The sequence below is a fragment of the Cryobacterium sp. TMT4-31 genome (assembly GCF_004403385.1).
In the GTDB taxonomy this organism is placed as follows: Bacteria; Actinomycetota; Actinomycetes; order Actinomycetales; family Microbacteriaceae; genus Cryobacterium; species Cryobacterium zongtaii.
This window is the reverse complement of record NZ_SOGI01000006.1, coordinates 103,151-129,175: the sequence shown is the minus strand read 5'-3', so window position 1 is coordinate 129,175 and position 26,025 is coordinate 103,151. Positions and strand designations below refer to the sequence as shown.

At 68.0% G+C, this 26,025-nt stretch carries 28 protein-coding genes; 12 read left to right on the top strand and 16 right to left on the bottom strand.

Annotated elements, in window-relative coordinates:
• Positions 1-36: 36 nt before the first annotated feature.
• From E3T19_RS01025 to E3T19_RS01000, 6 genes are read right to left on the bottom strand one after another with little or no spacing between them, the layout of a single operon-like run.
• On the bottom strand, positions 37-684 hold the full coding sequence (locus E3T19_RS01025; RefSeq protein ID WP_134407849.1) for a bifunctional 4-hydroxy-2-oxoglutarate aldolase/2-dehydro-3-deoxy-phosphogluconate aldolase: 648 nt from the start codon (positions 682-684) through the stop codon (positions 37-39).
• A complete protein-coding gene (locus E3T19_RS01020; protein ID WP_088457273.1) occupies positions 681-1,676 on the bottom strand; it encodes a sugar kinase in 996 nt (331 codons plus the stop codon). Before E3T19_RS01020 ends, E3T19_RS01025 begins: the two co-directional genes overlap by 4 nt.
• Entirely contained in the window at positions 1,676-3,220 is a 1,545-nt protein-coding gene (locus E3T19_RS01015; protein WP_134407848.1) for a UxaA family hydrolase, read from the bottom strand. Before E3T19_RS01015 ends, E3T19_RS01020 begins: the two co-directional genes overlap by 1 nt.
• A gap of 34 nt (positions 3,221-3,254) precedes the next feature.
• Positions 3,255-4,694: a glycoside-pentoside-hexuronide (GPH):cation symporter gene (locus E3T19_RS01010; protein WP_088457275.1), complete on the bottom strand. Its 1,440-nt coding sequence runs from the start codon at positions 4,692-4,694 to the stop codon at positions 3,255-3,257.
• Between the two features lie 49 nt (positions 4,695-4,743).
• On the bottom strand, positions 4,744-6,129 hold the full coding sequence (gene uxaC / locus E3T19_RS01005; protein ID WP_088457276.1) for a glucuronate isomerase: 1,386 nt from the start codon (positions 6,127-6,129) through the stop codon (positions 4,744-4,746).
• 34 nt (positions 6,130-6,163) lie between these two features.
• Positions 6,164-8,470, bottom strand: a complete 2,307-nt coding sequence (locus E3T19_RS01000) for a tagaturonate reductase (RefSeq protein ID WP_166788757.1) — start codon at positions 8,468-8,470, stop codon at positions 6,164-6,166.
• Between the two features lie 359 nt (positions 8,471-8,829).
• Between E3T19_RS01000 and E3T19_RS00995 the strand changes: the two genes are divergently transcribed.
• The gene (locus E3T19_RS00995; RefSeq protein WP_088457278.1) at positions 8,830-9,636 is read left to right on the top strand and encodes an IclR family transcriptional regulator; all 807 of its coding nucleotides are present in this window, start codon (positions 8,830-8,832) and stop codon (positions 9,634-9,636) included.
• Positions 9,637-9,783: 147 nt separating this feature from the next.
• On the opposite strand, the gene E3T19_RS00990 is transcribed toward E3T19_RS00995, so the two are convergent.
• On the bottom strand, positions 9,784-9,906 hold the full coding sequence (locus E3T19_RS00990) for a ribosomal protein bL36 (protein ID WP_088457279.1): 123 nt from the start codon (positions 9,904-9,906) through the stop codon (positions 9,784-9,786).
• Between the two features lie 48 nt (positions 9,907-9,954).
• Positions 9,955-10,419 carry a redox-sensitive transcriptional activator SoxR gene (gene soxR, locus E3T19_RS00985; RefSeq protein WP_134407846.1) on the bottom strand — a complete coding sequence of 155 codons (465 nt, stop codon included), beginning with the start codon at positions 10,417-10,419 and terminating at the stop codon, positions 9,955-9,957.
• Positions 10,420-10,480: 61 nt separating this feature from the next.
• Here soxR and E3T19_RS00980 point away from each other — a divergent pair, with 61 nt between their 5' ends.
• Complete coding sequence (locus tag E3T19_RS00980; RefSeq protein WP_088457281.1) at positions 10,481-11,104, top strand: superoxide dismutase; 624 nt, start codon at positions 10,481-10,483, stop codon at positions 11,102-11,104.
• Between the two features lie 90 nt (positions 11,105-11,194).
• On the opposite strand, the gene E3T19_RS00975 is transcribed toward E3T19_RS00980, so the two are convergent.
• The 6 genes from E3T19_RS00975 to E3T19_RS00950 form a co-directional block, all read right to left on the bottom strand.
• Positions 11,195-13,762, bottom strand: coding sequence for an ABC transporter permease (locus tag E3T19_RS00975; protein WP_134407845.1), 2,568 nt, complete (start codon positions 13,760-13,762; stop codon positions 11,195-11,197).
• Positions 13,759-14,580, bottom strand: a complete 822-nt coding sequence (locus E3T19_RS00970; protein ID WP_088457283.1) for an ABC transporter ATP-binding protein — start codon at positions 14,578-14,580, stop codon at positions 13,759-13,761. Before E3T19_RS00970 ends, E3T19_RS00975 begins: the two co-directional genes overlap by 4 nt.
• Positions 14,581-14,708: 128 nt before the next feature.
• Complete coding sequence (locus E3T19_RS00965) at positions 14,709-15,248, bottom strand: pyridoxamine 5'-phosphate oxidase family protein (RefSeq protein WP_088458120.1); 540 nt, start codon at positions 15,246-15,248, stop codon at positions 14,709-14,711.
• Positions 15,249-15,344: 96 nt separating this feature from the next.
• Entirely contained in the window at positions 15,345-16,544 is a 1,200-nt protein-coding gene (gene nagA / locus E3T19_RS00960; protein ID WP_134407844.1) for an N-acetylglucosamine-6-phosphate deacetylase, read from the bottom strand.
• 37 nt (positions 16,545-16,581) lie between these two features.
• Complete coding sequence (locus E3T19_RS00955) at positions 16,582-17,055, bottom strand: PTS glucose transporter subunit IIA (protein ID WP_088457285.1); 474 nt, start codon at positions 17,053-17,055, stop codon at positions 16,582-16,584.
• The gene (locus tag E3T19_RS00950; RefSeq protein ID WP_088457286.1) at positions 17,052-17,285 is read right to left on the bottom strand and encodes a glucose PTS transporter subunit EIIB; all 234 of its coding nucleotides are present in this window, start codon (positions 17,283-17,285) and stop codon (positions 17,052-17,054) included. The genes E3T19_RS00955 and E3T19_RS00950 overlap by 4 nt, the downstream gene beginning before the upstream one ends.
• A gap of 237 nt (positions 17,286-17,522) precedes the next feature.
• Here E3T19_RS00950 and E3T19_RS00945 point away from each other — a divergent pair, with 237 nt between their 5' ends.
• From E3T19_RS00945 to E3T19_RS00935, 3 genes are all read left to right on the top strand, one after another.
• A complete protein-coding gene (locus tag E3T19_RS00945; RefSeq protein WP_088457287.1) occupies positions 17,523-18,266 on the top strand; it encodes a GntR family transcriptional regulator in 744 nt (247 codons plus the stop codon).
• A gap of 134 nt (positions 18,267-18,400) precedes the next feature.
• Positions 18,401-19,642 (top strand): PTS transporter subunit EIIC, encoded by a 1,242-nt coding sequence (locus tag E3T19_RS00940; RefSeq protein ID WP_088457288.1) that lies wholly within the window; start codon positions 18,401-18,403, stop codon positions 19,640-19,642.
• Between the two features lie 97 nt (positions 19,643-19,739).
• Positions 19,740-20,525, top strand: coding sequence for a glucosamine-6-phosphate deaminase (locus E3T19_RS00935; protein WP_088457289.1), 786 nt, complete (start codon positions 19,740-19,742; stop codon positions 20,523-20,525).
• On the opposite strand, the gene E3T19_RS00930 is transcribed toward E3T19_RS00935, so the two are convergent.
• The gene (locus E3T19_RS00930) at positions 20,522-21,163 is read right to left on the bottom strand and encodes a hypothetical protein (RefSeq protein WP_134407843.1); all 642 of its coding nucleotides are present in this window, start codon (positions 21,161-21,163) and stop codon (positions 20,522-20,524) included. The genes E3T19_RS00935 and E3T19_RS00930 overlap by 4 nt on opposite strands.
• 68 nt (positions 21,164-21,231) lie before the next feature.
• Here E3T19_RS00930 and E3T19_RS00925 point away from each other — a divergent pair, with 68 nt between their 5' ends.
• The 5 genes from E3T19_RS00925 to E3T19_RS00905 all read left to right on the top strand — a co-directional run bounded on the left by E3T19_RS00925 (position 21,232) and on the right by E3T19_RS00905 (position 23,521).
• A complete protein-coding gene (locus E3T19_RS00925; protein WP_134407842.1) occupies positions 21,232-21,672 on the top strand; it encodes an Lrp/AsnC family transcriptional regulator in 441 nt (146 codons plus the stop codon).
• Positions 21,673-21,707: 35 nt separating this feature from the next.
• Positions 21,708-22,457 (top strand): AzlC family ABC transporter permease, encoded by a 750-nt coding sequence (locus E3T19_RS00920; protein WP_103478451.1) that lies wholly within the window; start codon positions 21,708-21,710, stop codon positions 22,455-22,457.
• Positions 22,454-22,765, top strand: a complete 312-nt coding sequence (locus tag E3T19_RS00915) for an AzlD domain-containing protein (RefSeq protein ID WP_088457293.1) — start codon at positions 22,454-22,456, stop codon at positions 22,763-22,765. The genes E3T19_RS00920 and E3T19_RS00915 overlap by 4 nt, the downstream gene beginning before the upstream one ends.
• A gap of 237 nt (positions 22,766-23,002) precedes the next feature.
• Complete coding sequence (locus E3T19_RS00910) at positions 23,003-23,212, top strand: RNA polymerase sigma factor (RefSeq protein WP_088457294.1); 210 nt, start codon at positions 23,003-23,005, stop codon at positions 23,210-23,212.
• Positions 23,213-23,266: 54 nt separating this feature from the next.
• Entirely contained in the window at positions 23,267-23,521 is a 255-nt protein-coding gene (locus E3T19_RS00905) for a zinc-ribbon domain-containing protein (RefSeq protein WP_134407841.1), read from the top strand.
• A 164-nt stretch (positions 23,522-23,685) separates the two neighbouring features.
• On the opposite strand, the gene E3T19_RS00900 is transcribed toward E3T19_RS00905, so the two are convergent.
• Complete coding sequence (locus E3T19_RS00900) at positions 23,686-24,534, bottom strand: methyltransferase domain-containing protein (protein WP_166788756.1); 849 nt, start codon at positions 24,532-24,534, stop codon at positions 23,686-23,688.
• A gap of 175 nt (positions 24,535-24,709) precedes the next feature.
• Here E3T19_RS00900 and E3T19_RS00895 point away from each other — a divergent pair, with 175 nt between their 5' ends.
• Positions 24,710-25,240, top strand: coding sequence for a TetR/AcrR family transcriptional regulator (locus E3T19_RS00895; RefSeq protein ID WP_134407839.1), 531 nt, complete (start codon positions 24,710-24,712; stop codon positions 25,238-25,240).
• A complete protein-coding gene (locus E3T19_RS00890) occupies positions 25,237-25,905 on the top strand; it encodes a GAP family protein (RefSeq protein ID WP_166788755.1) in 669 nt (222 codons plus the stop codon). Before E3T19_RS00895 ends, E3T19_RS00890 begins: the two co-directional genes overlap by 4 nt.
• Positions 25,906-26,025: the final 120 nt, after the last annotated feature.

Below are 26,025 nucleotides of genomic sequence, written 5' to 3'. Positions count from 1 at the left end.
GACCGTGCGGTCGCGGGGCCCGGGTGATGCGAATTGTTACTTGCGGGTGCCGGCGATCAGGGCGCGCACAAGGTCGAGCTGGGCGTCGTCGGCGAAAGCGCCGGAGAGGCCGACCACGCTGGTGCCCGCGGCCAGGAATTCCGGCGCGTTCAGGGCGGTCACGCCGCCGGTGGCGATGAAGTTGGTGTCCGGGTACGGACCCTTCTGGGCCTTGACCCAGGCCGCTCCGAGCAGGGACGCGGGGAACGCCTTCACCCAGGTGAGACCCAGGGCGCGGGCCTGCAGGATTTCGGTGGCCGTGGCGATGCCCGGCAGGTGCGGGATGCCGCGGCGCACGCTTTCGGCCACGATGGCCGGGTCGAGGCCGGGCGAGACCGTGAACGCGACGCCCACGTTCGTCGCAGCGTCGAGCTGGTCGATCGTGGTCACGGTGCCGGCGCCGATCACGAGGCCTCGTTCGGCAGCAGCGTCAGCGACGGCCTGCAGCACGGGGACGGCGTCGAGGGTCTGGATCGGGATTTCGACGTGTTCAACCCCGGCGTCCCAGGCGCGCACCGACAGGCGTACGGCTTCGGCGGCCGACAGCCCGCGGAAGACCGCGATGACGGGGACTCGGAAGAAGTCGCCGGGGAACCACTGGGTGGCGCTGAGAGGCTGGGTGGTGGTGCTGGTGGACAAGGTCATGCGGGTTCTCTCCTGAGGTCGAACGTACGGTCGTGGGTGGCTGGCGCGGACGGTTCGTCGGCCGACATCCGCTGGCCGAGTCCCGGGCGGAAGTCCTGGCGGCTGCCCAGCGCCCAGGCGGCGCGGGAGTGACCGCGCTCGAGGCGCTCCGCGGAGGGTTCCGCAGAGAGCAGGCTGGACAGGTAGCCGGCGGCGAAGGCGTCGCCCGCGCCGACGGGTTCGACGACGTCGACCTTGCGGGCCGGCACCACCGTGACGGTGTCGGTGCCGTCCGCGGCGAGGGCGAATTCGGTGGCATCGATCGAGGAATCCTTCACCACCAGATACGGCAGCCGGGGCAGCAGGGCCCGCACGTCGGCCGCGGTGGCACAGCCCCACAGCACGGCGGCTTCATCGAGTCCGACGAGCACGACGGTTGCCTTCTCGGCCAGGGCGAGCAGCCGCGGCGCGGCATCCAGAACCGACCAGATACCGGGGCGAAAGTTGATGTCGAACGAGACCGACGCCCCCCAGTCCGCGGCGTGGTCGAGCACGTGTTCCACAAGAGCGGAGCAGCTGTCCGACAACGCGGGGGTGATCCCGGTGGTGTGGATCCACCGGGCGCCGGCCAGGGGCCAGCCGTCGGCATCCGCGATCTTCAGCGTGGATGCCGCCGAGCCTTGGCGGTAGTAGAACACGTGTGCTCCGCTACCGGTGTCGGGCTCCTTGAGGTAGAGCCCGGTTGGTGCGTCGGCGGTGCGGCCGACCCACCGGGTGTCGACGCCGGCGGCGCCGAGGGCGTCGATGATCTTGGTGCCGACCGGGTCGGTGCCCACGGCGCTGGCCCACGCCACGGCGTGGCCGAGTTCGGCCAGGTGCATGGCGACGTTCGATTCGGCACCGCCGGTGCCCAGGGTGAAACCGGTCGCGGTGTTCAACGGCACCGAGCTGGTGGGCGTGAACATGCCCATCGTCTCGCCGAAGCAGACCACGGTTGGCTGCGAGGCACCCATTAGGTCACGGCCCCGATGTGCCACGGCACAAACTCTTCCTGGCCCACGTCGAATTCTTCGCTGACGGTTTGGGTGCCGCTGGCGACGGCGATGATCATCTCGAGGATCTCGGCGCCGACCTCGTCTACGGTGGCGTTGCCGTCGGCGATCCGGCCGGCGTCGATGTCGATGTCGTCGCCCTGGCGCAGGAACAGTTCCGTATTGGTGCCCACCTTGATGCTCGGGGTGGGCTTGCAACCGAAGACCGAGCCGCGGCCGGTGGTGAAGACCACGACGGTGGCGCCGCCGGCGACCAGGCCGGTGACCGAGACCGGGTCGTACCCGGGGGTGTCCATGAAGCCCAGGCCGCGGGTGTCGATCGGTTCCGCGTACTCGTACACGGCGGCGAGATCGGCGTGGCCGGCCTTGGCAACGGCGCCCAGCGACTTCTCCAGAATGGTGCTGATACCGCCGGCCTTGTTGCCCGGGGAGGGGTTGTTGTCCATGGTGCCGCCGTTGGCGTGGATGTAGGTTTCCCACCAATCGATCCGGTCGATCAGCTTGTGACCGACCGCGGGGGTGGTGGCGCGGGCGGTGAGCAGGTGCTCGGCGCCGTAGATCTCCGGGGTCTCGGCGAGAACGGATGTTCCGCCGTGCGCCACGAGAACATCCGACGCCCAGCCCAGGGCCGGGTTGGCCGTGATGCCGGAGTAACCGTCGGAGCCGCCGCAGTTCAGGCCCAGCACCAGCTCGGAGATGTCGATGGGTTCGCGGTGGCGGTTATTGATCTGTTCGGCCAGGGTGAGGATCTTCTCGACGCCGGCGGCGACGGTGTTGCGCATGCCGCCGGTCTCCTGGATCGACAGGGACTCCACCACGGTGTCGCTGGGCAGGGCGCCCTCGGCGAGGACCAGGCTGGTCGGGGTCATCTCGCAGCCGAGGCTGAGCATCAGGACGCCCGCGATGTTGGGATGGCTGGCATAGCCGTTGAGCGTGCGGAGCAGCACCTGGGCGCCTTCGCTTTCCAGCACGAGGCCGCAGCCGCTCTGGTGGGTGAGGGCGATGACGCCGTCGACGTTCTCGAACCCGTCCAACGCGCCACCGCGGAATCTATCGGCGATGAGCTTGGCAGTGGTTCCGGAGCAGTTGACCGTGGTGAGGATCGCGATGTAGTTACGCGTACCGGCCCGGCCGTCGGCGCGGCGGTAACCGTCGAAGGTTCGGCGGGCCGTCGGGGCCGGCAGCTCGGTGTGCACGGTGCCGAATTCGTGGGTGCGGGCAGCGAGGTCCATGCCGATGTTGTGGCTGTGCACCTGCTCGCCCCGGCTGATCGGCGCCGTGGCAACCCCGATCGACTGGCCGTACTTGTGCACGGTGGCGCCGACGTCGAGGTCGGTGAGGGCGACCTTGTGGCCGCTCGGGATGAGCGTGGTGACGGTGAGGAGACCGTCGCCGACGGGGAGGGTCTCCCCCGGCTGGAGGTCTCGGAGGGCGACCGCGACGTCGTCGCCCTCGGCCATGACCAGCACGGAAGTGCCGGTGGTGATGCTGTCGATGTGTGACATGAAATGAGTCCTTAGATAAGCGAGACGGTCGGGCTTACGCCTGGCCGATGATTCCCTTTTCCCAGCGGCCTGCTTCGAGGTCGTGGGCGATGGCGGTGTACTTGTCGTCGGACAGGTTGTAGAGGAAGTAGACGATCACGGCGGCCAGGGCGAGGGCGACGGCCGGGTAGAGGGTCATCACGGCCTTGATACCGAAGAGGGTTTCCTCCGACTGGCTGGCGCCCTGGGCGATGTAGCCGGTGACGGCGAGCATCCCGGCGCCCACGAGGGCGGCAATGGACTGGGCGATCTTGCGGGAGAAGTTGAAGGCCGCGTAGGTCATGGTCTCCTTGCGCACTCCGGTGTGCCATTCGCCGTAGTCGATGGTGTCGGAGACGAAAGCCCAGGTGACGGCGTTCGGGATGGCCAGGGCCATGTAGCCGATGGTCACCAGCAGCATGAAGGTCCACAGGTTGGTGGGGATCATGAAGTTCAGGCCGTTGGCGATCACACCGATGATGAATCCGCCCATGGCGGTGCGCTTCTTGCCGAATCGGCCGACCAGACGGGGCACGAACATGATGCCCACGATGGAGGCGCCGATCATGACCAGGTTCAGCACCGGTTGCAGGGCGATGTTGCCGAGGTTGTATTCGGCGAAGAAGATCATCATCATGTTGTTCACGTTCATGGCGGAGATCGTGAACAGGGTCATCAGCACCAGGCCGAGCAGCGGCCGGTTGGTGAAGATCGCCTTGGCGTAGTCCTTCATGCCGTTCTGCTCGAAGCCCACGGCGCGGTTGACGTAGACGCGTTCCTTGGTGCCGCGGTAGCAGATGTAGAAGGAGATGATGCCGATGAGGGCGAACACCGCGGAGGCCCACATGTAGTTGGCGCCGGTCATGCCGCCGAACACCATCATGATCGGGATGAACGCGAAGCCGCAGATCCACTGAGCACCGAGCGAACCGGCCTGGCGGGTGGTGGCCAGCTGGGCGCGGTCCTTGATGTTGCGGGTCATCACCGAGGCCAGCGACCCGTACGGGTCGTTGGTGAAGGAGTAGATGAGGCCCCAGATGGCGTAGGTGCCGGCCGCGTAGGCGATCTTCCAGCCCATGCTGACGTCGGGCATCGTGAAGGTGACCACGGTCATCACGCCGAGGAGGATCGAGGAGACCATCATCACCGGGCGGAACTTGCCGCGCTTGCCGAACTTGCGGCTGTCGATGTAGGCCGCCGCGATCGGGTCCATGAACGCGTCGAAGATCTTGGCGAGCGAGAAGATGAGGGCCACGACGCCCGCGGCAATGCCGGCGGTGTCGATCCAGAACTTGGTCAGGTACGACTGACCCAGGTCGAACATGAAGCCGTTGCCGAAGTCGCCGAACCCATAAGAGACCTTCTCCTTGGTGGAGATGCGCTCGATGGTCGCGGTCCCGGGCTGAGGAGCAGCTGGGGCTGATTCCCCAGCTTCAATACCAGTTTGAATTGCCATGACTCACATACACACTTTCGATTTGAACGGATATCGGGCAGTGGCCTGGTTACAGACCGAAGTAGTTGTTCGCGTTGTTGAAGCAGATGTCTTCGACCATCCGGCCGAGGATGGCCTCGTCGTCGGGGACCTCGCCGAGTTCGACCCATTCGCCAATCAGCTCGCAGAGGATGCGGCGGAAGTACTCGTGCCGCGGGTAGGACAGAAAGCTGCGGGAGTCGGTGAGCATGCCGACGAAGTTGGAGAGCAGGCTCTCGTCGGCGAAGGTGGACAGCTGCAGCCGCATGCCGTTGCGGGTGTCGTTGTGCCACCAGGCGCTGCCCAGCTGCATCTTCTGAACGGTGTCCTTCTGGTAGGCGCCCATCAGGGTGACGAGCGGCATGTAGTCGTTGGGGTTGAGGGAGTAGAGCATCGTGCGCGGGATGGCGTCTTCGAGTTCCATCGAGTCGAACAACGCGGCGAGCGGCTCGGCGACGCTGCGGTCGTTGAGGCCGTCGTAGCCGGTGTCCGGGCCGAGCTTGCCCAGCATCACGGTGTTGGTGTTGCGCAGGGCGTGCAGGTGCAGCTGCATGGTCCAGTTCTTGCGGTGGTACATGCGCATCAGCGCCTTGAGCACCGCGGTGCGGTACTGGGCGATGCCGAGGTCGGTGAGCGTGCCGCCGGTCATGGCCGTCGTGACGATGACGTCGAGCTCGGCTTCGGTCGACTCCGCATATACGACGGTGTCCAGGGCGTGGTCGGAGAGCCGGGCGCCCATGGAGTGGAAGAAGTCGACCCGGGCCGACAGGGCGTCGACGATGTCGGCGAAGGAGCCGATCTTGACCCCGGCGGCCGTGCCGAGGGTGACCAGGTAGTCCGCGTAACCGGCGGCGTGGATGTTCATGGCCTTGTCCGGGCGGAACGCGGGGACAACGGTGAAGGCCGTCTCGCTCTGGAGCAGTTCGTGGAAGTGCAGGTCGTCTGCGGGGTCATCCGTGGTGCAGATGGTCGTGACGTTGCTGGACCGGATCAGGCTGCGGCGGGAGAACCCGGCCGTGGCCAGCAGGGCGTTGGCGCGGTCGTAGACCTCGCGGGCGGTTTCGCGGCTAAGGACCAGGTCGATGTTGAAAAAGCGCTTGAGTTCGAGGTGGGTCCACACGTAGAGCGGGTTGCCGAGAGCCTTTTCGACGGTACCGGCCCACGCGTAGAACTTGTCGAAGTCGTCGCCGTCGCCGGTGATGAGGTTCTCCGGGACGCCGTTGGCACGCATCAGGCGCCATTTGTAATGGTCGCCTTTCAACCACACCTCGGTGATGCTGGCGAAGTTCTGGTCTTCGTAGATCTCCTGGGGGTTCAGATGGCAGTGGAAATCGATGATCGGCATGTGCTTGGCGTGATTGTGAAACAGCTTCTTCGCCATGTCGGTGCCGAGCAGGAAGTCGTCGTTGAGGAGCATGATCTGCGGTCCTTTGTCTGGGGTCGGTCGGGGGTTAGGCGCGGACGGCGAGGTCGGCGATGGTGGCGCGCACGCCGCGGTCGCGCAGGGCGTCGAGGCCGGCAGCGACCTGGTCGACGAGGCCGTCGAGCTCGGTGAGGTCGGTGCCCCACAGGGTGGTGTCGGCCAGGATCGTAGCGACGTAAGCATCCGTGGCGTAGGCGGCGTGGAAGGCCGCGATGGTCTCAGCGCTGTCGACCGGGGTGATCGTGACGGCTGGGTCGCCGCTGTAGGCGAGCAGGATGGCGGAAAGCGCGAGCGTGACTCGGGGCGGGAAGGTGCCGTTCTTGGTGTGGAAGCCGGTGAGGACCGGCAGCAGGCGGCTCTTGAACTTGGAGGCGCTGTTCAGGGCGATTGCGGAGAGCTCGTGGTGCATGAACGGGTTCTCGAAGCGCTCCTTCACCGACTCGGCGTACGCCGCGAGTTCGTCGTGCGGTAGGTCGAGCACGGGCATGATCTCCTCGTACATCACCGCTTCGACGAGCGGGCCGAAGTCGGCATCGAGCATCACGTCGCGCACGGTCTCAACGCCGGCGAGGCGGGCGAGGGAGGCCATCGTGGTGTGCGGGGCGTTGAGCAGGAACACCTTGCGTTCGCGGTACGGGGTCATGTCGTCGGTCACGGTTACGTTGAGGCCGGCCCGGGCCAGCGGCAGGCTCTCGGTGAGTGACTGCGGGCCCTCGATGACCCAGAGCAGGAACGGTTCGGCCTTGACGATGAGGCGGTCTTCGAAGCCGAACTCGGCGCAGAGTTCCTCGGCGCGGTCCTTGGGGTAGCCGGGGACGATCCGGTCGACCAGGCTGGAGTAGAAGGTGTTGTCGGTGTTGACCCACTGAATGAAGTCGGCGCTGAGGCCCCAGTTCGCGGCGGTTGCGAGAACAGTTTCCTTGAGTTTGTCGCCGTTGCGCTCGATGAGCTCGCACGGAATCAGCTGAAAGCCCTTCTTGCCGAGCTCGAACCGGCGGAACAAGAGCGCGGTGAGCTTGCCGGGGAAGCTGGCGTGGGGCGTGTCGGCCAGCTTGTCTTCTGCGTTGTAGACAATGCCGGACTCGGTGGTGTTGGAGAAGATGAACTCGATGTCGTCGTCTTCGGCGAGGGCGAGGTAGGCCTCGTAGTCGGTGTACGGGTTGACGGTGCCGTTGACCAGAGTGATCACCTCGTGGGACTGCACTTCTTCGCCGTCCTGCTTGCCTTCCAGCAGCACCGTGTACAGGCCGTCCTGCTCGTCGAGCATGGCGACGAGGCCGCCGGCCAGGGGCTGCACGATCTTGACGCCACCGTTGAACAGCCCCTGCTTGTTCATCTGCTGGAGCTGCCAGTCCACGAATCCGCGCAGGAAGTTGCCCTCGCCGAACTGGATGGCGCGGGTGGGCAGGGTCTGAACCGGGTGGATGGCGCTGGTGAGTCGTTCCATGACGAGCTGTCCTTCGTGGTGCTGTTCGGTGTGTTGCGGGTGGGGTGCGACAGCGATGCCGACGCTCATGCTGGTGCTCTGGCCCGGGGCGAGGATGGCGGCCTGGTCGCGCACGTTGCAGGCCTCGACGCAGACGGTCTCGGTCCATTCGTCGTCGCCGTAGTCGCCCATCGCGGCGGCCTTGACGGTGCCGGGGTTCCAGACGACGGTCTGGGCGGCATCGGTGTCGCCGACCGTTATTGTGCGTGCATTGGTGACGTCGTCGATGGTGACGGTGCGGGGCATCGGGTAGATCCGGTCGATCTCGGCGCCGACGATGGAGACGGGCAGGGCCGAACTCGACGTGACGGCCGGGGTGACGCTGCGGTCGAGGTAGGGCAGGTCAGTGAGCCCGAGGAGCTGAGTCGTGCGGGCGTCGCCGACGGCGAAATAGGTGTGGAGTGCGGTCTCCACCGAAACCGTGGCGGTTCCCTCGTTGAGAACCACGAGCTCGAGGGTGAGCTGGGCGCCGATGGTAACGGTGTATCGCATCGACACCGGCTGGGCAGTGCCGTCCTCATCGGGCTGAGTACCGACCAGGTCGAAGGTGAGCACGGCATCGGGGCCGACGATGGCTGCAGCGGTGAGGGTCCAGGGCGAAATGCGTGCCCAACCGTGGTTGGGTGCCGTGGCGTCGGTGGGATTCGGGCCGAACCAGGGGAAGCACACCGGAATGCCGCCGCGAAGGGCAGCGGAGGACGAGTATGCGCTGTGTTCACTCATCCACAGCACCGGTTTCTGGCCGGTGGGGGTCCACTGGGCGACGTGTGCGCCGTGCAGGTAGACCAGCGCGGTGGCCGCAGGAAGAGCGACTTCAACGGCCGGCAACGAGCCTGCCCCTGTCACCATTCGGATGCCGCTCGGCAGCGGGAGAGCACTCTCGCTTGCCGACCCAGGTTCGTGCGCAGTTCCCTGCATGAGTTCCTCCACTGTGAGAATCAGCCAGATCTATTCTGAATCTGTTCCGCGTGATGGAACATGAGTCCGTCACGTGAACTCAACATAACCCCGTGCGATTCCTTTTCGCAACTTGGGCGGCCGAGGAATCGACGTCAGACCGGAACGACGCGTCTGAAGCAGGCGTTTGTCGCGTTGTCAAGGGTCTGACGGCATCGAATCCGGCTCGGAGCGCGGCGGGATGCCACCGAGATTCCGCAACCGTGGTTAAATGGTCCGCAGGGCAGAACTTCAGAACAGAGGTGGGACACATGACGGTGGCGAACGAGATCGAGGCCACGACCGCGCCTGAGCTCGACGGGCTGGGCAACCGGGCCAAGGACAATGCGGCACAGAAGCTCCTGCGGGTGCTTGAGGCCGTGTCCAACCCGGGTGACTCCCACCGGCTCAGCGACCTGGTGAAGGAAACCGGCCTGGCCAAGACCAGCGTCTTCCGCTTGCTGAGCGAGCTGATCGACAGCGGGTACGTCACCCGTCGCCCCGACGGCAGCTACGCGCCCGGTCGCTCGCTGCGCCTCCTCGCGCTCAAGCTCACCGCCGGCCCCAACGACTCCGACCTGGTGGGAGCCAGGCTCCGGCAGCTGCAGACCGACGTGCGCAGCACCATCCACTTCGCGCTGCGCACCGGGGACTTCGCCACCTACGTGGAGAAGATCGAGGACACCGCCCAGCCGATCCAGATCGCTTCGCGGGTCGGCGGCCAGATTCCGCTGCATTCGACGGCGATCGGCAAGTCGATCCTGGCCCACCTCCCCGAGAGCGAGGTGCGCAATTACGCGACCCGCACCGGGTTGCACTCCCGCACCGCGTTCACCATCACAACCGTCGCCGACCTGCTCGCCGACGGTGCGCTGGTGCGCAACCGCGGCTTCTCCATCGACGACCAGGAAAACGAGGAGCACATCCGCTGCATGGCGGTGCCGGTGTTCGACACCCAGCAGCACCTCATCGGCGGCATCGGCATCACGACCATCGCCCCCCTGGTAGCCAGGGAGACGCTCGAGTCCTATGCTCCGCTGCTGATGACGGCGGCCCGCGACGTGATGACCCTGCTCTAGGCAACCGGCGCCGGTCAGCCTCGCGCCGGCCGGATACGCAGAATGACCCCGGCGCTGCCGGGGTCATTCGTCATGGGCTGGAAATGCCAACTCGCCACTCGAGCGGTTGCACGGATCGGCCGGACCCGCGCACCGCAGTCGACGGGACTAACCCTGGCGAGCCTTGAATCGGGGGTTCAACTTGTTGATGACGAATGTGCGCCCATGGCGCCGCACCGTCTGTGAACCCTGCATCTTCTTCATCGAACCCAGTGAGTTACGCACCTTCATCCTGGCTCCCTTCCGTCGGTTACCCAAAGCAACACACAACGGCCGAAATTATTCCGCTCCGGCGGCCTTCGGCGCGTCGAGCACCCGGCGTGGGCCGGCACCGTCTGTGCGCAGGCGGTCATCGGAGTTCACGACGGCGCACCGGGTTTGCGACAGGCAACCGCAGCCGATGCAGCCGGTGAGTTCGGCCTGCATCCGCTCGAGCACGGCTTGCTGCCTGGCCAGGTGCTCCCCCCAGGTGGCGGAAATGGTGCCCCACTCGGCCCGGCTCGGTGGGCGGCTGTCCGGCAGGTCCTTGAGGATCACGGCGACCTCGGCCAGCGAGATCCCGTAGCGCACCGAAACCTGGATGAGGGCGATGCGCCTCAGCACGTGCCGCGGGAAGAGGCGCACGTTGCCGCTGGAGCGCAGCGCGGGGATCAGCCCCAGCGTTTCGTAGTAGCGCACGGTGGAGACCGGGACTCCGGCGCGGGCGGCAATCTGCCCGATCGGCAGGAGATCCTTGCTGGACAAGTGCTCTGACAGTGGGCCTTCTCCTTGATCTCAAGTGCACTTGAGACGATATCGTAAACAAATGACCGCATATACGCTTCCCACGCTGACCTATGACTATGCCGCCCTCGAACCCGCCATCAGCGGGCGCATTATGGAGCTCCACCACAGCAAGCACCACCAGGCCTATGTGACCGGCGCCAACGCCGCACTCGACCAGCTCGCTGAGGCCCGCGAATCAGGCAACCTCACCTTCGTCAACAAGCTTCAGAAGGACCTTTCCTTCAACCTCGGCGGCCACGTCAACCACTCCATCTTCTGGACCAACATGTCCCCGGACGGTGGCGACAAGCCCACCGGCGAGCTCGCTGCCGCGATCGACGACACCTTCGGTTCGTTCGAGAAGTTCCAGGCTCACTTCACCGCCGTGGCCATGGGCGTTCAGGGCTCCGGCTGGTCGATCCTCGCCTGGGACACCCTGGGTCAGCAGCCCATCATCGTGCAGCTCTATGACCAGCAGGGCAACCTGCCCGCCGGCATCGTCCCGTTGCTCATGCTCGACGTCTGGGAGCACGCCTACTACCTCGACTACCAGAACGTGCGCGCCGACTACGTCAAGGCGTTCTGGACCGTCACCGACTGGGAGAACGTCTCCGCCCGCTTCACCAAGGCGCGCGACACCACCTCGGGCTTGATCACGCTGTAACCCCGGCGCCCCTCTGGCGAGCCGTGAGAAAAGCCCCAAAAACCTGAGGTTTTTGGGGCTTAGCTCACGGCTTGCCTGCGTCTGACGCGGTCAGTCCGCCGACACGGCCTGCAGCACGGGCAACCGCGCCGCATGGATCGCCGGCCAGAGCGCTGCCAGCACGCCGACCAGGGCGGCAACCCCGAGCATCGACGCGAGCTGGCCCCAGGGGATGGCGAGCTCGGTGAGCCCGATCCCGGTGAACACCGCGGGCATCAGCGACGCAATGCCCACCCCGACGGCCATGCCCAGGACGGTGCCGAACAGGGCCGTGAGGATCGATTCGATGGTGATGATCCCGGCCAGTTGCATCCGCCCCAGCCCCACCGCGCGCATGAGCCCGATCTCCCGGGTGCGCTCGATCACCGACAGCGCCAGGGTGTTCACGATGCCGAGGATCGCGATGATGATCGACAGCGCCAGCATCGCGTAGAGGATGCCGAGGATCTGGTCGACCTGCCCGGCCAGCTGGCCGGCGAACTCCTCCTTGTCGAGCACCGAGAGCACGACGTAAGGCGCGGCCGCCCCGGTCAGGTCGTCGCGCACCTCCGTCGGCGTGGCGGACGCGGCCGAGGTGATCAGCAACGAATCGATCGCGATCTGCGACGACGGCACGATGCGTTCGAAGGCGTCGTCGGGCATGATGATCGGCGCGCCGATCACGGCGGTGTCGACAATGGCGCCGATCGGAGCGGATGCCTCGCCGGCCGCCGTCGTGAAGGTCACGTCGTCGCCCACGGTCCACCCGCGGTCGTCGGCCACGCTGCGCTGAACGGCAAGCTGCCCCGCCGCGAAGCCCGCCAGCGTGCCCTCGACGGCGTCGAAGTCGAGGGTGTGGCCGAGCGCGGCGGGCGGCAGCGCCACCACGATGATGGACCGCTCGGCAACGGTGCCACCAGCTGCGGGGGCCAGCATCGCCGGGCCGTAGCGCAGCTCGTCGACGGAGTCCACTGTGTCCAGGGCGCGCAGGTCAGCCACCACACCCGTCGGCACCACCCCTGCGGCAGACTGCACCGAGAAGTCCGCGATCCAGCCGTCGTCCACGATCGCTCGGGTCGAGACCGTCGCCGACGCGGCGAGCACCGAGGCCGCGCCCACCAGGGCCATGCCGATCATGAGCGCCCCCGCGGTGTTCGCGGTGCGGCGCGGGTTGCGGATCACGTTGCCGCGGGCCAGCCGGCCCAGCGGTTTGACCGCCACGACGAAGACCGCGGCCATAGCGCTCAGCGAATACCGGGCGATCACCGGGGCCAGGACCAGCACCCCGACCACCACACCGGCGGCACCGAGGCCCAGCAGTGCCGGACCGTCGGGGTCGGGCCTGGACCAGGCGGCAACCAGGCCGGCCAGGCCGGCGACGGTGAGAACGGATCCGACGATGGACCGCAGCCGAAGCGACCTGGACCTGGCGCCGCCGGCCTCGCGCATGGCCTCCACCGGAGGGGTGAGCGCCGCCCGGCGGGCCGGCAGCGCCGCCGCCGCGATGCTCACCAGGGTGCCCACCAGTAGCGAGATCACCACGGTGGCGGGGTCGAGCGGGATGCTGCCGGACAGGTTCATGCCGATCTGGGCGACCGCCATCCGCACGAGCGATACCAGGCCGAGGCCGGCGGCAATGCCGAGCGCGGAGCCGACCAGGCCCACCACCGCGGCCTGGATGAGGATGGAGGCGAACACCTGACCGGGCGAGGCGCCGACGGCGCGCAGGAGCGCGAACTCGCGCATCCGCTGCTGCACCGACATCGCGAAGGTATTGGAGATGATGAACGCGCCCACGAACAGGGAGATCCCGGCGAACACCAGCATGAACGTCTGCACGAAGCCGAGCATGTCGTTGATGTCTGCCGTGGCCTCGGTGCGCATAGCGGTGCCGGTGACGGTCTCGACGCCGGCCGCATCGGCGGCGGCCAGGGCCGCGCCGACCCTCTCGACCAGGATCTGCTCGTCCACCCCGGTGTCCCCGTAGACGTCGATACTCGCCACCAGGCCGTCGGGCGCATAGGCGGCGTTGGAGGTGGCGACGTCGAGGAAGACGATGGTGGCGCCGGCCATCGGCGCCCCGAGCGACACCTCTCCCACGACCGACACGGCCTGGACCTCACCGGCGAGCACCACCGAGGTCTCGTCGCCAACGGTCAGGCCCGACGACTCGAGGGTCGCCGATTCCAGCGCGATCTCCCCAGCGCCGACGGGTGAACGCCCGGCGACGATGTCGAGGGTGTCGTCGTCGGGGTGGAGAGCCATCCCGAAGGTGGGGGCCTGCGAGCTCACCACGGCCGTGCCGTCGGCGCCGACGAGCACGATGGGCCCGGAGACCGCCGGCAGGGCATGCCGCACACCGTCGACGGTGTTGAGGGTCCGGGCGAGATCGGCCGGGATGGCCTCGCGCACGTCACCGGCCGAGCTGCCGGCCTGGGCGGCACTGGCGGCGGGCTCGCTGCCGCGCACGTAGACATCCGCCTGCATCGAGCTGGCCACGATGCCGGAGAAGGTGGAGCCCATCATGGTGCGAAGCGACAGGGTGCCCGCCACGAAGGCGACCCCGAGGGTCACCGCCAGCAGCGACAACAGAAAGCGCACCAGGTGGGCGCGGATGCCGCGCAACGCGACCCGGGTCATCGCCGGGCGCCGTCGTGCTCGTGCTCGGTCTCGGTCTCGTCGCCCATCGACCGCATGACGTCGAGCACCGACGCCTGGGTGGGGTCGGTGAGTTCCTGCACGAGTCGGCCGTCGGCGAGGAACAGGACCCGGTGGGCGTAGGCCGCCGCCCGGGCGTCGTGGGTCACCATCACGACCGTCTGACCGAGGTCGTCGACCGACCCGCGCAGGAACCGCAACAGGTCACCGGCTGATTTCGAGTCGAGGTTGCCGGTGGGCTCGTCGGCGAACACCACGGCCGGCCGGGCCACCAGGGCTCGGGCGCAGGCCACCCGCTGCTGCTGGCCGCCGGAAAGTTCGCTGGGACGGTGGTGCAGGCGGTCCTCGAGCCCGACCGCCGCGACGATCGCGGCGAGATGCGCCCGGTCCACCGGGCGCCGGGCGATGTCCAGCGGCAGGGTGATGTTCTCGGCGGCGGTGAGGGTGGGAATCAGGTTGAACGATTGGAAGATGAAGCCGAGCCGGGTGCGGCGAAGCGCCGTCAGCTGCCGCTGCGACATGCGTCCCACGTTCATCTCGTCTACGATCACGGTGCCGGCGGTGACGGTGTCCAACCCCGCCATGCAGTGCATCAGCGACGACTTCCCCGACCCCGACGGGCCCATGATCGCGGTCAGTTCGCCCCGGGCGAAGTCCACGTCGATGCCGTCCAGGGCGCGCACCTCGGTCTCGCCGGTGCCGTAGGTCTTGACCAGGCCCCTGGCGTACGCGATCACGGATGCCGGCGGTGCGGTGAGCGAGCGCGCAGGGTGGTTCGAGGTGAGCGTATGGGCGGTCATGTACGGTCCTTCACGGTCGGAGCGCGGGCGCGCTGGGGTCGATCCCCAGTGTTGCCCTTCTCTTCGCATCGCGGCATCGGGACGAACCCTGACTCGACCCTGAGCGAACCCTGAGCGCCGCTCGCGGGCTAGCCAGGAAGGTCGTAGCGATGGCGGATGTGCCGGCGGTCGGCGCTGGCCTGCCAGAACTCGATCTCGGTGGGGCGCAGCGCGTAGAGCTGCCAGGCCGGGTTCGGTGCCGCATCGGCGGCCGGGCGTGCGGCCCAGTCCCGGGCGGATGAGTCGGCAGAGAGCTCGACGACCGGGCCGACCAGTCGCACCTGGCGGCCGAGCTGGGACCAGTAAAAGTTCATCGCCGCCTGCGGGTTGGCCGCCAGCTCGCGGCCCTTGCGGGAGGTGCGTGCGGTGGCGAACTGCCATCCGTCGTCGTCGAGGTCTTTGAGGATGAGCATCCGCGACGACGGCGCCCCGGCCCCGGAGCCGGCGCTGGCCCCGACGGTGGCGAGGCTGAACGCGTGCGGCTGACGCACCCCGGCGGCGAGCGCCGCCTCGAACCAGCTGAGGAACAGCTCCACCGGGTCGGCCGGGGCGGTGGCCGGGTCGAATGCGGGCAGGTCGTCGGGGAAGTCGGGCAGGGCCCGCAGCCGCGCTCTCAAGGTGTCACTCACGTTCGCGAGCCTACCCATCCGCCGGCGAGCCGTGAGCAAAGCACCGAAAACTCGAGAATTCTGGGGCTTGACGCACGGTCCGCGAGTCCCGCGCGCCTAAACCCAGGCGCCCTCGAGGAGGGTCGCGTGCACGTGCAAGTCGGCGTCGAGCAGCACCAGGTCGGCGCGGAGGCCCGGCAGGATGCGGCCGCGGTCGACGAGGGCGAGCAGGTCGGCGGGATTCTGGGTGGCGGCCCGGATCGCGAGCGGCAACGGCACCCCCGCGGTGAACACGGCGTACTGCACTGCGTGGCTGAGGGTGAGGACACTGCCGGCGATGGTGCCGTCCATCAGCCGCGCCTGGCCGTCCACCACCCGCACATCCAGGGCGCCCAGTTTGTAGTCGCCGTCAGCGGCGCCGGCCGCGGCCATGGCATCCGTCACGAAAACCGGGCGGGCGGGACTCTCGGTGATCAGGCGTACGACGGCCGGGTGCAGGTGCACCCCGTCGGCGACCAGCTCGGCGAACACCGCGGGGTCGTCGAGCAGCGCCAGAGCGGCGCCCGGCGCGCGGTGGTGCAGCGGCCGCATGGCGTTGAAGACGTGGGTGCCCGCGGTTGCCCCGGCCGCGATCGCCGCCTGCGTGAGGTCGTAGTCCGCGTCGGTGTGGCCGACGGCGGCCACGGCGCCGTGCTCCACGATGCGCGCAACGGCGGCCAGGCCGCCCTCAAGCTCCGGGGCGATGGTGACCATGCGCACCGCGCCGCCGCCGGCCCCCATCAGCCGCTCGACGCTCGCCGGGTCCGGCAGCAGCAACAGGTGCTCGGCATGCGCGCCCCGGTGCGCGGGGCTCAGCCACGGGCCCTCCAGGTGGATGCCGGCCAGCAGCCCCTCGTGCACCAGCTCCGCGAGCGCCCGCACTAGGCACTCCATCTCGTCGATGGGCGCGGTCACCAGGCTGGCCATCATGGTGGTGGTCCCGTGGTCGCGGTGGGTCTGCGTGATCCGCCTCGCGACGACGGCGCTGTCCGCATCGTTGAAACTGACCCCGCCGCCACCGTGGTTGTGGGCGTCGATGAAGCCCGGCGCGAGCACCCCGGCCGGCAGCGAGACATCCGCGGACCGAGGTGGGTCGCCGGCTCCGCAGCCGACGATCAGGCCGCCGCGCACCTCGACCCAGCCGGGTGAGTACTCCCGGTCGGGCAGGATCACCGTGCCGGCGGCGAGAAGCAGCGGCGTCTCGGTGCCCGGTCCGGCATCGCCCGGCAGCACAGGTGCATGCTCTGCAGTGGCGGGTCGCGAAGTGAGCGGTGTCATGAACGGGTCTCCTGGGTTGTGATTGGCGAGCTGCGGGTCAGCCGCGGACGGTGAGGAAGGTGTCTCCGGCCGCGAGCTCCAGACCGGCGGCCACGGCGTCGGCCAGGGTGATGTTCTCCGCCTGGCGCTCCAGGATGATCACCGGCACGATCGGGTCGCGGCCGCTCGCGACGATGGCGGGAACGTCAAAGCTGACGATCACGTCACCGGCGGTGACGGTGTCGCCCTGCTGGGCGCGCAGGGTGAACCCCGCACCCTTCAGCTGCACGGTGTCGATACCGAGGTGCACGAGCACCCCGACGCCCTCGGGCGCCACGATCACATAGGCGTGCGGGAACACCTTGAGCAGTTTGCCGCTGATCGGCGCGATCGCGTCGACGACCTCGCGAGGAGGGTCGATCGCCCCGCCGGGCCCGACGATCGCCTGGGCGAAGGTGGGGTCGGGCACCAGGCCGAGCTCGACGGCCCGGCCGGGAACCGGCGCGAGCACGATCAAGGAGGCGACGCTCACCTGAGGTCCTCGATGTCGTCGGCGAGGTTCTCGGCCTCGGGGCCGACGATGACCTGCACGATGGTGCCGGACCTGAACACACCGTGCGCACCGGCGGCCTTGAGGGCGGGTTCGTCGACCAGCGTGGGGTCGGTCACTTCGGTGCGCAGCCGGGTGATGCACGCCTCGATGTCGACGACGTTGTCGGCGCCGCCGAGGCCGGCCAGGATCTGCTCTGCCTTGCTACTCATTAGTTACTCCTCGGAAATGTTTAAGGATCTGTGGGATGGATCGGTCGACAAGGAGGCTCTCATCTGCGAGACGCCTGTGCGGGCCGGCCCTTGACAAACCGACCGCCGCACCTCCATTATCGAGTAATTGGACCGTACCAGTACGGACCACAAAGCGGAAGTGGTCCGGTTGGTTGTCAGCTGGATCACAGAAAGCACGCTCACCGAACGCCAACACCCCGGAAAGGTGATGAAGTCGTGACACACCTCGACGGCCCGGTCCTCGCCAACGGCGCCGTGCCCAAGCACGTGCAGTTGCGGTCCATCCTGCTCGAACGAGTCGAGACCACCCTGGCACCCCATGCCGCGATCCCGCCGGAGCGCAAGCTCATGACCAAGTACGGCGTGAGCCGGTCAACGGTGCGGGAGGCGATCCGCCAACTGGTCGACGAGGGCGTGCTGTACCGCATCCAGGGCAAGGGCACCTTCGTCGCCGGCGAGCGCGTGCAGAGCGACCTGCACCTCGCCTCGTTCACCGAAGACATGCGCCGGCGCGGCCTCGTGCCCGCCACCGTCGTGATGGGGTCCAGGTTGATCGATGCGCCCCTCGAGGTGCGTGCGGCGCTGGGCCTGAGGGCCGGGGCGCAGGTGCAGCAGGTCGAGCGCCTTCGGCTCGCCGGCGGCATCCCGATGGCCTTCGAACGCGGCTACTACCCCACCGGCCTGCTGCCCGACCTTGGCAGCCAGGACCTCACTCGTTCGCTCTACGCCACCTTCGCCACCGAGTACGGCCTGCGCATCGACCACGCCGAACAGACCGCGTGGGCCGAGACCGCGAATGCCGAACTCGCCGAACCACTCGGCATCGACGTGGGCGTTCCCCTTCTCGTCTTCCTCCGTACCTCGTCGGCGGGGTCCACCCCCGTTGAACACGTCACCTCGTGGTACCGGGGCGACCGCTACCAGATCCACATGACCCTCGACCTCAACCACGAACTGTAAGTCAGCCTGCTCCGCCCCACCCGGGTGGCCTGCCGAGCTCATCGGCAGCGCCAGCATGCCTTCCCGCAGCCTCTGTCCGCACACCATTCACCCGTCCACAAGACACACCACGAGCACCACCACAGGAGGAATCCATGTCCAGCACCACCGTTGATGCCGGAACGGGACGAAAAGTCCCGGGCCTCGCCCAACTCCAGCGCGTCGGTCGCAGCCTCATGCTGCCCATCGCAGCCCTGCCCGCCGCCGGCCTGTTACTGCGTCTGGGCCAACCCGACCTGTTGGGCGCTATCCCTGGTTTCGAAACCGGCGCTGCGGTGATCGGAGCTGCCGGCGGCGCACTGTTCGACAACCTCGCGCTGCTCTTCGCGCTCGGTGTGGCGATCGGCTACGCCAAGAAAGCGGATGGCTCAACAGCCCTGGCCGCCGTGGTGGGCTACCTCGTTTTCACGAACGTCGGCAAGGCCATGTCGCCCTTCGTCATGGGCCTGCCCGCCAAGGGCGCCGAACAGGTGCTGGTTGACTACAACGTCCTCGCCGGTGTCCTCATGGGCGTCGTCTCCGCGGTGCTGTGGCAGAAATACCACCGCATCAAACTGCCCAGCTATCTGGCCTTCTTCGGCGGACGCCGGTTCGTACCGATCGTCACCGCCGTTGTGGCCCTGGTGCTCGGTGTCCTGCTCAGCTTCCTCTACCCGGCGTTCAGCGGCGGCCTGACCAACTTCGGCTCGTTCGTCAGCTCGAATGACGTCTGGGGCGGGTTCCTCTACGGCACCTCCAACCGGCTGCTCATCCCGGTGGGCCTGCACCACATCCTCAACTCCGTGATGTGGTTCGTACTGGGCGATTACAACGGCGCCACCGGCGACCTGCACCGCTTCTTCGCCGGCGATCCCACGGCCGGCTCCTTCATGACCGGGTTCTTCCCGATCATGATGTTCGCCCTCCCCGCCGGCGCCCTGGCCATCTGGCACGAGGCCAAGAAGTCGCAGAAGAAGATCGTCGGTGGCATCATGCTCTCCGGCGCCCTCACCGCCATGCTCACTGGTGTCACCGAGCCGCTCGAATTCTCGTTCATGTTCGTCGCCTTCCCGCTCTACGCCATCCACGCCGTGCTTACGGGCACCTCGCTCGCCCTGGTCAACTTCCTGGGCATTCGCGACGGCTTCACCTTCAGTGCCGGCGCGTTCGACTACATCCTCAACTTCGGCCTGGCCGAAAAACCGCTGCTGCTTATCCCCATCGGGTTGGCCTACGCGGCGCTCTATTACTTCCTGTTCCGGTTCGTCATCCGCCGCTGGAACCTGAAGACGCCGGGCCGCGGCGACGACATCGTGGAGGAGGGAGCCCCCGACTCCACCTCGAAGACCGCGGTCTAGCCCGCCCGGCCGGTGTCGCGAGCAGCGCTCGCGGCACCGGTCGGCACCATCGTTTCTCGCACCATCCACCATTTTCAAATCGCACCTGGAGCATCCCTTGGCTGAAGTAGTCGTCCTCGAATCCGAGACCAACGCCGGCATCATCGCCGCCGCATCGATCAGAGCACTGATCAGCCAGAAACCGGATGCCGTCCTCGGCCTGGCCACCGGCTCCACGCCGATGTCGCTGTACAGTGCCCTCGCCGAGTCGCTGCGGAGCGACCCGCTGGACGTGAGCCGGGTGCGCGGTTTCGCGCTCGACGAGTACGTGGGCCTGCCCAGCGGACACCCGGAGAGCTACCGGGCCGTCATCACCCGTGACGCTGTGCTGCCCCTGGGTCTCACCCCCGGCAACATCCGGGTGCCAAATGGCGACCTGGCCACCCTCGAGTCCGCGGGCAGCGAGTACGAGGCCGCCATCCGCGCTGCCGGCGGCGTCGACGTGCAGATCCTCGGCATCGGCCGCACCGGTCACGTGGGCTTCAACGAGCCCGGCTCCTCGTTCGCCTCGCTGACCCGGGTCAAGACCCTCACCGAGAAGACCCGGATCGACAACGCCAGGTTCTTCAGCTCCCCTGACGATGTTCCCGTCCACTGCATCACCCAGGGCCTGGGCACCATCCGCCGGGCACGGCACCTGATCCTGCTGGCTTTCGGCGAGGAGAAGGCCGAGGCCATTGCCGCGGCGGTGGAGGGTCCGGTCACCTCCAGCAGCCCGGGCTCCGTCATCCAGCTGCACCCGCACGTCACCGTGCTCGTCGATGAGGCCGCGGCCTCCCGCCTGGCCAACCTCGACTACTACCGGTACACCTACGCGAACAAGCCGGCCTGGCAGGTCATCTAACCGGCCACCAGGCCGAGCAGCGCCGCGACGACGGCGGCCGCACCGAGCAGCATCACCACGCCGTACCCGCAGGTGCTGAGCAGGGCCTGGCCCCGCACGCCGATCCGGCCGCCGGCGAAGGCCCCCACCGCGACCAGAATCAGTTGCCAGGCCAGGGAGGCCACCAGGGCGCCGGCCACGAACACGGCCGGCGTCCGGTGCAGGCCGAGGGACGGCGGCAACGCCGCCGTGAGCGCTCCGAAGTAGAGCAGCGTCGCCGGGTTGATCGCGGTGAGCCCGGCGAACGTCGCAAAGACCCGGCCCGGCGACGGCGGTCGCGGCTTGTCGCGCGGCACGGTCGCCGCGGGCCGGCGGCGCAGCCCGAGACCACCCAGCAGCAGGAGGATCAGCCCGGCGCCCACGGCCGGCGCCGCTCCCCACGAGGCGAAAACCGGTGCGGCGGCCGCACCGATCGCCAACGCGGCCACGCAGTAGAGTCCGTCTACCAGAGCCACCGCCAGCGCGGCCACGGCCCCGGCGCCGAAGCCGCCCGCCAGAGCCTCCCACATCAGGAGCACGCCGATGGCGCCGAGCGGCACGGCCACGCCCCACCCGGCCAGCAATCCGCCGACGAACAGTGGCCCCAGCTCGATCTCCATGCCCACGATCCTGCCTCGCCGCCGACCCGGCCCTTAGATTTTCGCGGCGGCACGGCTACAATCGCGGCATGGACGACCTCGACGGCGAAATCATCGGCATTCTGCGCACCGATGGGCGCATTTCTTTCAGTGCTCTCGGGGCCGCGGTGGGGCTGAGCACGAACGCGGCTGCCGCGCGGGTGCGGAAACTCGAAGCGACCGGGGTCATCGTGGGATATCGGGCCGTGCTGGCCGATGACGCCCCGCTGGGTCCACTCGGGCTGGAGGCCTTCATCGACGTGCGGCTCCGCGCCGACGCGGACTCCGACTCCTTCCTCCTCGCCGCGCTGGCCGAGCCGGAGGTGCGCGACGCCGCGCATGTGACAGGTCCGTATGATTACCTGCTGCACGTCTGGGTCAACGACACCACGCACCTGAACGAGTTGCTGCACCGCCTGAAAAAGCAGGCCGGGGCCGGCCAGACCCAAACCCGGCTCGCCCTGCGCCCACCCGCCACCGCCAGGGAATGACCCGCGCCGGGCGCCGCTTCGGCTAAAATCGGCCGGTGTCCACGTCCCTGCGCCAGTCCCCCGGAGCCCGGGTCGGCCTGTCCATCGCCGTGGCCACCGGCCTGTACGGCGTCTCGTTCGGCGCCCTGTCCGTCGCGTCCGGGCTGACCGTGTGGCAGACCCAGGCGCTGAGCCTGCTGCTGTTCTCCGGCGGCTCACAGTTCGCGTTCATCGGCGTCATCGCCGGCGGCGGCACGCCGGTGGCCGCCGCGAGCGCGGCGGCATTGCTGGGCATCCGCAACGCGGTGTACGGGATGCAGATCAACGTTCTGCTGCAGCCGCGCGGGTGGTGGCGCCTCGCGGCCGCGCAGGTGACCATCGACGAGTCGCTGGCCACCAGCACCGGTCAGACCGACCCTCTCGAGCAGCGACGGGGTTTCTGGGTGGCCGGGGTCGGCATCTTCGTGCTGTGGAACCTATTCACCCTGGTCGGCTCCCTGGCCGGCGACGCGCTCGGCGACCCCAAGCGGTGGGGCCTGGACGGCGCCGCTGTGGCCGCGTTTTTGGCCCTGCTCTGGCCGCGGCTGCGGTCGCGGGACGCCGGCGCGATCGCTGCGGCCTGTGCGCTCGCCACGATCCTTGCCGTACCGTTCGTGCCACCTGGCGTGCCGATTCTGGTGGCAGCCGTGGTGGCTGCCGCGGTCGGCTGGTTCGGCTACCGGGCCGGACCCGACGGTGAGGGCCTGGAGCCCGATATCGACCCGTATCCCGACACCGTGCAGACCGACCGGACGGACCCCTCGTGACCCTGTGGTTCTGGATCGTCGTCGCCTGCGTCGTCGGGTTCCTCACCAAGCTCCTCGGCTATCTTGTGCCGAAGAAGTGGCTGGCGAATCCTCGGGTGGCCCGGGTCGCCGGCACCCTCACCATCGGCCTGCTGGCCTCCCTCACCGTCGCCAACTCGGTGGCGACCGGGCAACAGCTGGTGCTCGACGCCAGGCTGGGGGCCCTGGTGGCCGCCGCCGTGGCCCTGTGGCTGAAGGCGCCGTTCCTCGTCGTGGTGATCGTGGGTGCGGCAGCGGCGGCCGGGCTCCGGCTGCTCGGCCTGCCGTAGTCCTGGGCGGGATCGGCCCCGCCCGTGTGCTAGTGTAGGAAGTTGCGCGTCGATCCTTACCACGATCCGACCACTCCGCTGCCCCAATCCATGGCCGGAGTCACGCACCGCTCGAACGGGTACTACCCGCTCGGACGCACTCGACCGGGACTTACGGTCGATCACCTACGCTGTTCGAATTTCGGCGCACGCAATGCTGCGCGCCGCCTTCACACGTCATAACGAAAAGTACGATTCATGTTCACAACCACTCATACCCTCGACCACGCCACGGACGCCATCGACACCCTGTCGCCGGAACACCGCCAGGCGATTCACCTCGCCTACTACTCGGGCTTCAGCAACAATCAGGTCGCCGACCTGCTCGGCGTGAGCGTCGACGTCGCCGATTCCCGTCTGAGCGAGGGCCTCACGCACCTGCGTTCGGCCCTGCGCGTCGCCGCCTGACTACTACCGGGAGTCGGGCAATCCTTCTCCTGACACCCTCGGAAGGAACCGACAATGTTTCTCCTCTTCGGCATCAATGCCTCGCAGAAGGTCATCAACGTCGTCACGTTCGTCTGCACATTCTGCGGGGAGCGAGCGCCGCAAAATGTCGTGAAGTCTGCGAACCGGTTCACGGTGTTTTTTCTGCCGCTGTTCTCGTTCTCCACCAAATATTCCAACGAGTGCACGAACTGTGGTGGACAGACCCGCCTCAGCGCCGACCAGGCGCGACATTCACTGGACTGGGTGCAGTCCCGCATGTCTTCCTAGACGCTGCGACAGGCGCTCCGGGCGCCTCGAGACCGGTGCGCCACCTCCTCGTCGCTCTCGGCTACGGTCACCTCTTCTAGTCCGCGCAACTGTTGCCCATCCGGGCACTTGCGCCCGGTACACCGGCAACAGTTGTCGGCGGGCTTCGGCTGCTGCAGAGCCGGCTACGGGGTTGATCGCTTCTCGAACACCCACAGGCCGTTCGTGGCCGGGAACCACGGCCGGTCGCCGCTTGTGACTCTGAGGCAAGAGAGGGCGTCGACGTATCCCTGCTGGGTGACCGCCTCGCTGTGCACGAGATCGAAGCCCAGGTCCCCTGCGTATTGGCTGTACCCGCCCAGAGTGAAGAGCTGATAACGCTCCAGGGCTTCCCGCGGGAAGGTCTCGATGCCCCAGGTGAGCGTGAGCAGAAACTCGGCGACGGCATGCCGGGTGCCGGTCAGGCTCCGCCCGCGCAGGTGCAGCGCCCGCAACAACGGGTGCGGGCTGCGCCGCAGGTAATCGTGGAACGCCTCGACGTCCTCGTCGGACAATCCGTCCACGGTCGCCAGCTCCGTGGGCCGTTCCGGCATGACACCGTCGCGGATGATCAAGCGGCCCCGACCGCGCAGGCTCTCGCGGCACCGGGTCACGGTGAGTGCCAGCGCGTCGTACCCGCGCAGGATTGGCTCGGTATTCGGCGACGTTCCGTAGGAGTAGACCTCATGCAGCAGGGCGCTCACGACGATCGTGTCGAACGGCTCGTCGAAGAGCTGCGGCACCTGCTCGGCGTAGCCGCGCCGCACCTCGTGCAACATCCCGAGCGCAGTCAGCCTGGTGATGGCGTCCGGCGCGGCGTCCAGGGCGGATGTCCGGAAGCCGGCACCCGCGATCGCGGCGGTGAGCTCGCCACCGCCGGCTCCGACATCCAGCACCAGGGGGCCACGCAGGTGCGGCAGCACCATCCGCGCCTTGTCACCGAGCGAGGAGCCCATCCGGTCGAAATAGCGAGGCTCCAGCGCAACTGTCGGCATGGGTAGGCGTGCTCCTCGCGGGCGGTGGTCGGGAAGGCTCAAGGCTAGCGAAAACGACGGGTCGACGTCCGGCTCCGGTGCGTCCCGGGCCGGCTCGCCACCTGCCGGGCGAACGCGGAGTGGAATCAACTGTGAAACCGACCGTCCGGACGGTCTTTCTTGATACGATGCTCGCATGGATCGCAAAGCACTCATTCTCGGCGCCGCCCGACAGCTCACACTAGATCGCGGAGTCGTCCCCTCGCTGAACGAGACGGCGAGCAAGGCCGGCGTCTCGAAGGGTGGCCTCCTGCATCACTTCCCCTCCCGGGCGGCGCTTGTGCAAGGACTGGCTGTGGCTGCCCTTGAGGAAATCGACGCCATAATGGTCGCCGCATCGACGGAGGGCCGAGCGGCGGAGACGTGGTTGCGAATCTCGGTGCCGGCCGGGGAGGACGTGGCGTTGTTCCGGGCGCTGGCCATCGCGCACCGTGCGGTCGAGACGCCCGGAGACGACGTCGCGGCCGCATCGCGGGAGGCGATCGCGCGGTGGGAGTCGATGATCCAGGACGACACGGGAGACGCAACTCGAGCGCGGATCATCCGTCTAGTCGGAGACGGACTCGCCGCGAACGTCGTCGCCGGCATCGAAACCGCCCCCACGGAGGCGGAGCTCGACGCCCTGATCGACGTCCTCGTACGCGGTCCGGGGCCGGACAGGCGGTGAGCGCGCCTCTTCTGCTCGCGATCGCCGGGCTCGCGGTGCTGGACTCGTTCAACCCGGCCACGATCGTCGCAGTGACACTGATCCTCCTTGCCGCCCCCCGGCGCCCCGCGCTGACGGCACTGGTGACGGTGCTCGGTGCAGCACTCACCGTGTTCGGCGCCGGCGCTGCTCTGTTCCTCGGCGCGGGCGCAGCTGCCGGAGCGGTCGACGGCATCGTACAGGGCATCCGATACGTCGCCTTCGCCGCCGCAGGCCTCGTGCTGATCCTCGCCGGCATCCGGCGGTTCCGCACCAGACCCCGCACCCCCATCGCACTGCCCGCTTGGTTCACGCCCTGGACGGCGCTTCCGTTCGGCGCGCTTCTGACCGGCGCCGACCTGCCCAACGCGTTTCCGTACTTCATCGCGATCGAACGCCTCCTCAACGCCGGTGTCACTACCGGGGCAGGGCTGCTGATCCTCGCTGGCTACGCCGTGATCTACTGCCTCCCCTGCCTCGTGCTTCTCACCGTGGGCATCCTCTCCCGCCGGCGGACGCACGCTTTGCTGTCCCGCATCACCACGCGCCTGGGCACCGGTGACGTCACGGCATCGCCGGTGATAGCAGTCGCGTTGATTCTGCTCGGCGGGGTGGTCGCCTCGCTGCCCTTCTGGGCGCTGCGCTGAACGTAGCGTCGATCCAGATCTCTTCGATGATGACCTGGACGCCGTCTCGGTAGCTCTCGATAACGCAGAACGAATTTCAGCAGTGTCCGATCTGCGGCCGACTCATCGAGCGACTCCCCC

Excerpts from the sequence above, each read along its gene's own strand:
- E3T19_RS01025 (WP_134407849.1), bottom strand. The coding sequence starts at position 684 with ATGACCTTGTCCACCAGCACCACCACCCAGCCTCTCAGCGCCACCCAG.
- E3T19_RS01020 (WP_088457273.1), bottom strand. The coding sequence starts at position 1,676 with ATGGGTGCCTCGCAGCCAACCGTGGTCTGCTTCGGCGAGACGATGGGC.
- E3T19_RS01015 (WP_134407848.1), bottom strand. The coding sequence starts at position 3,220 with ATGTCACACATCGACAGCATCACCACCGGCACTTCCGTGCTGGTCATG.
- E3T19_RS01010 (WP_088457275.1), bottom strand. The coding sequence starts at position 4,694 with ATGGCAATTCAAACTGGTATTGAAGCTGGGGAATCAGCCCCAGCTGCT.
- uxaC (WP_088457276.1), bottom strand. The coding sequence starts at position 6,129 with ATGCTCCTCAACGACGACTTCCTGCTCGGCACCGACATGGCGAAGAAG.
- E3T19_RS01000 (WP_166788757.1), bottom strand. The coding sequence starts at position 8,470 with ATGGTGACAGGGGCAGGCTCGTTGCCGGCCGTTGAAGTCGCTCTTCCT.
- E3T19_RS00995 (WP_088457278.1), top strand. The coding sequence starts at position 8,830 with ATGACGGTGGCGAACGAGATCGAGGCCACGACCGCGCCTGAGCTCGAC.
- E3T19_RS00990 (WP_088457279.1), bottom strand. The coding sequence starts at position 9,906 with ATGAAGGTGCGTAACTCACTGGGTTCGATGAAGAAGATGCAGGGTTCA.
- E3T19_RS00980 (WP_088457281.1), top strand. The coding sequence starts at position 10,481 with ATGACCGCATATACGCTTCCCACGCTGACCTATGACTATGCCGCCCTC.
- E3T19_RS00975 (WP_134407845.1), bottom strand. The coding sequence starts at position 13,762 with ATGACCCGGGTCGCGTTGCGCGGCATCCGCGCCCACCTGGTGCGCTTT.
- E3T19_RS00970 (WP_088457283.1), bottom strand. The coding sequence starts at position 14,580 with ATGACCGCCCATACGCTCACCTCGAACCACCCTGCGCGCTCGCTCACC.
- nagA (WP_134407844.1), bottom strand. The coding sequence starts at position 16,544 with ATGACACCGCTCACTTCGCGACCCGCCACTGCAGAGCATGCACCTGTG.
- E3T19_RS00950 (WP_088457286.1), bottom strand. The coding sequence starts at position 17,285 with ATGAGTAGCAAGGCAGAGCAGATCCTGGCCGGCCTCGGCGGCGCCGAC.
- E3T19_RS00940 (WP_088457288.1), top strand. The coding sequence starts at position 18,401 with ATGTCCAGCACCACCGTTGATGCCGGAACGGGACGAAAAGTCCCGGGC.
- E3T19_RS00930 (WP_134407843.1), bottom strand. The coding sequence starts at position 21,163 with ATGGAGATCGAGCTGGGGCCACTGTTCGTCGGCGGATTGCTGGCCGGG.
- E3T19_RS00925 (WP_134407842.1), top strand. The coding sequence starts at position 21,232 with ATGGACGACCTCGACGGCGAAATCATCGGCATTCTGCGCACCGATGGG.
- E3T19_RS00910 (WP_088457294.1), top strand. The coding sequence starts at position 23,003 with ATGTTCACAACCACTCATACCCTCGACCACGCCACGGACGCCATCGAC.
- E3T19_RS00905 (WP_134407841.1), top strand. The coding sequence starts at position 23,267 with ATGTTTCTCCTCTTCGGCATCAATGCCTCGCAGAAGGTCATCAACGTC.
- E3T19_RS00900 (WP_166788756.1), bottom strand. The coding sequence starts at position 24,534 with ATGCCGACAGTTGCGCTGGAGCCTCGCTATTTCGACCGGATGGGCTCC.
- E3T19_RS00895 (WP_134407839.1), top strand. The coding sequence starts at position 24,710 with ATGGATCGCAAAGCACTCATTCTCGGCGCCGCCCGACAGCTCACACTA.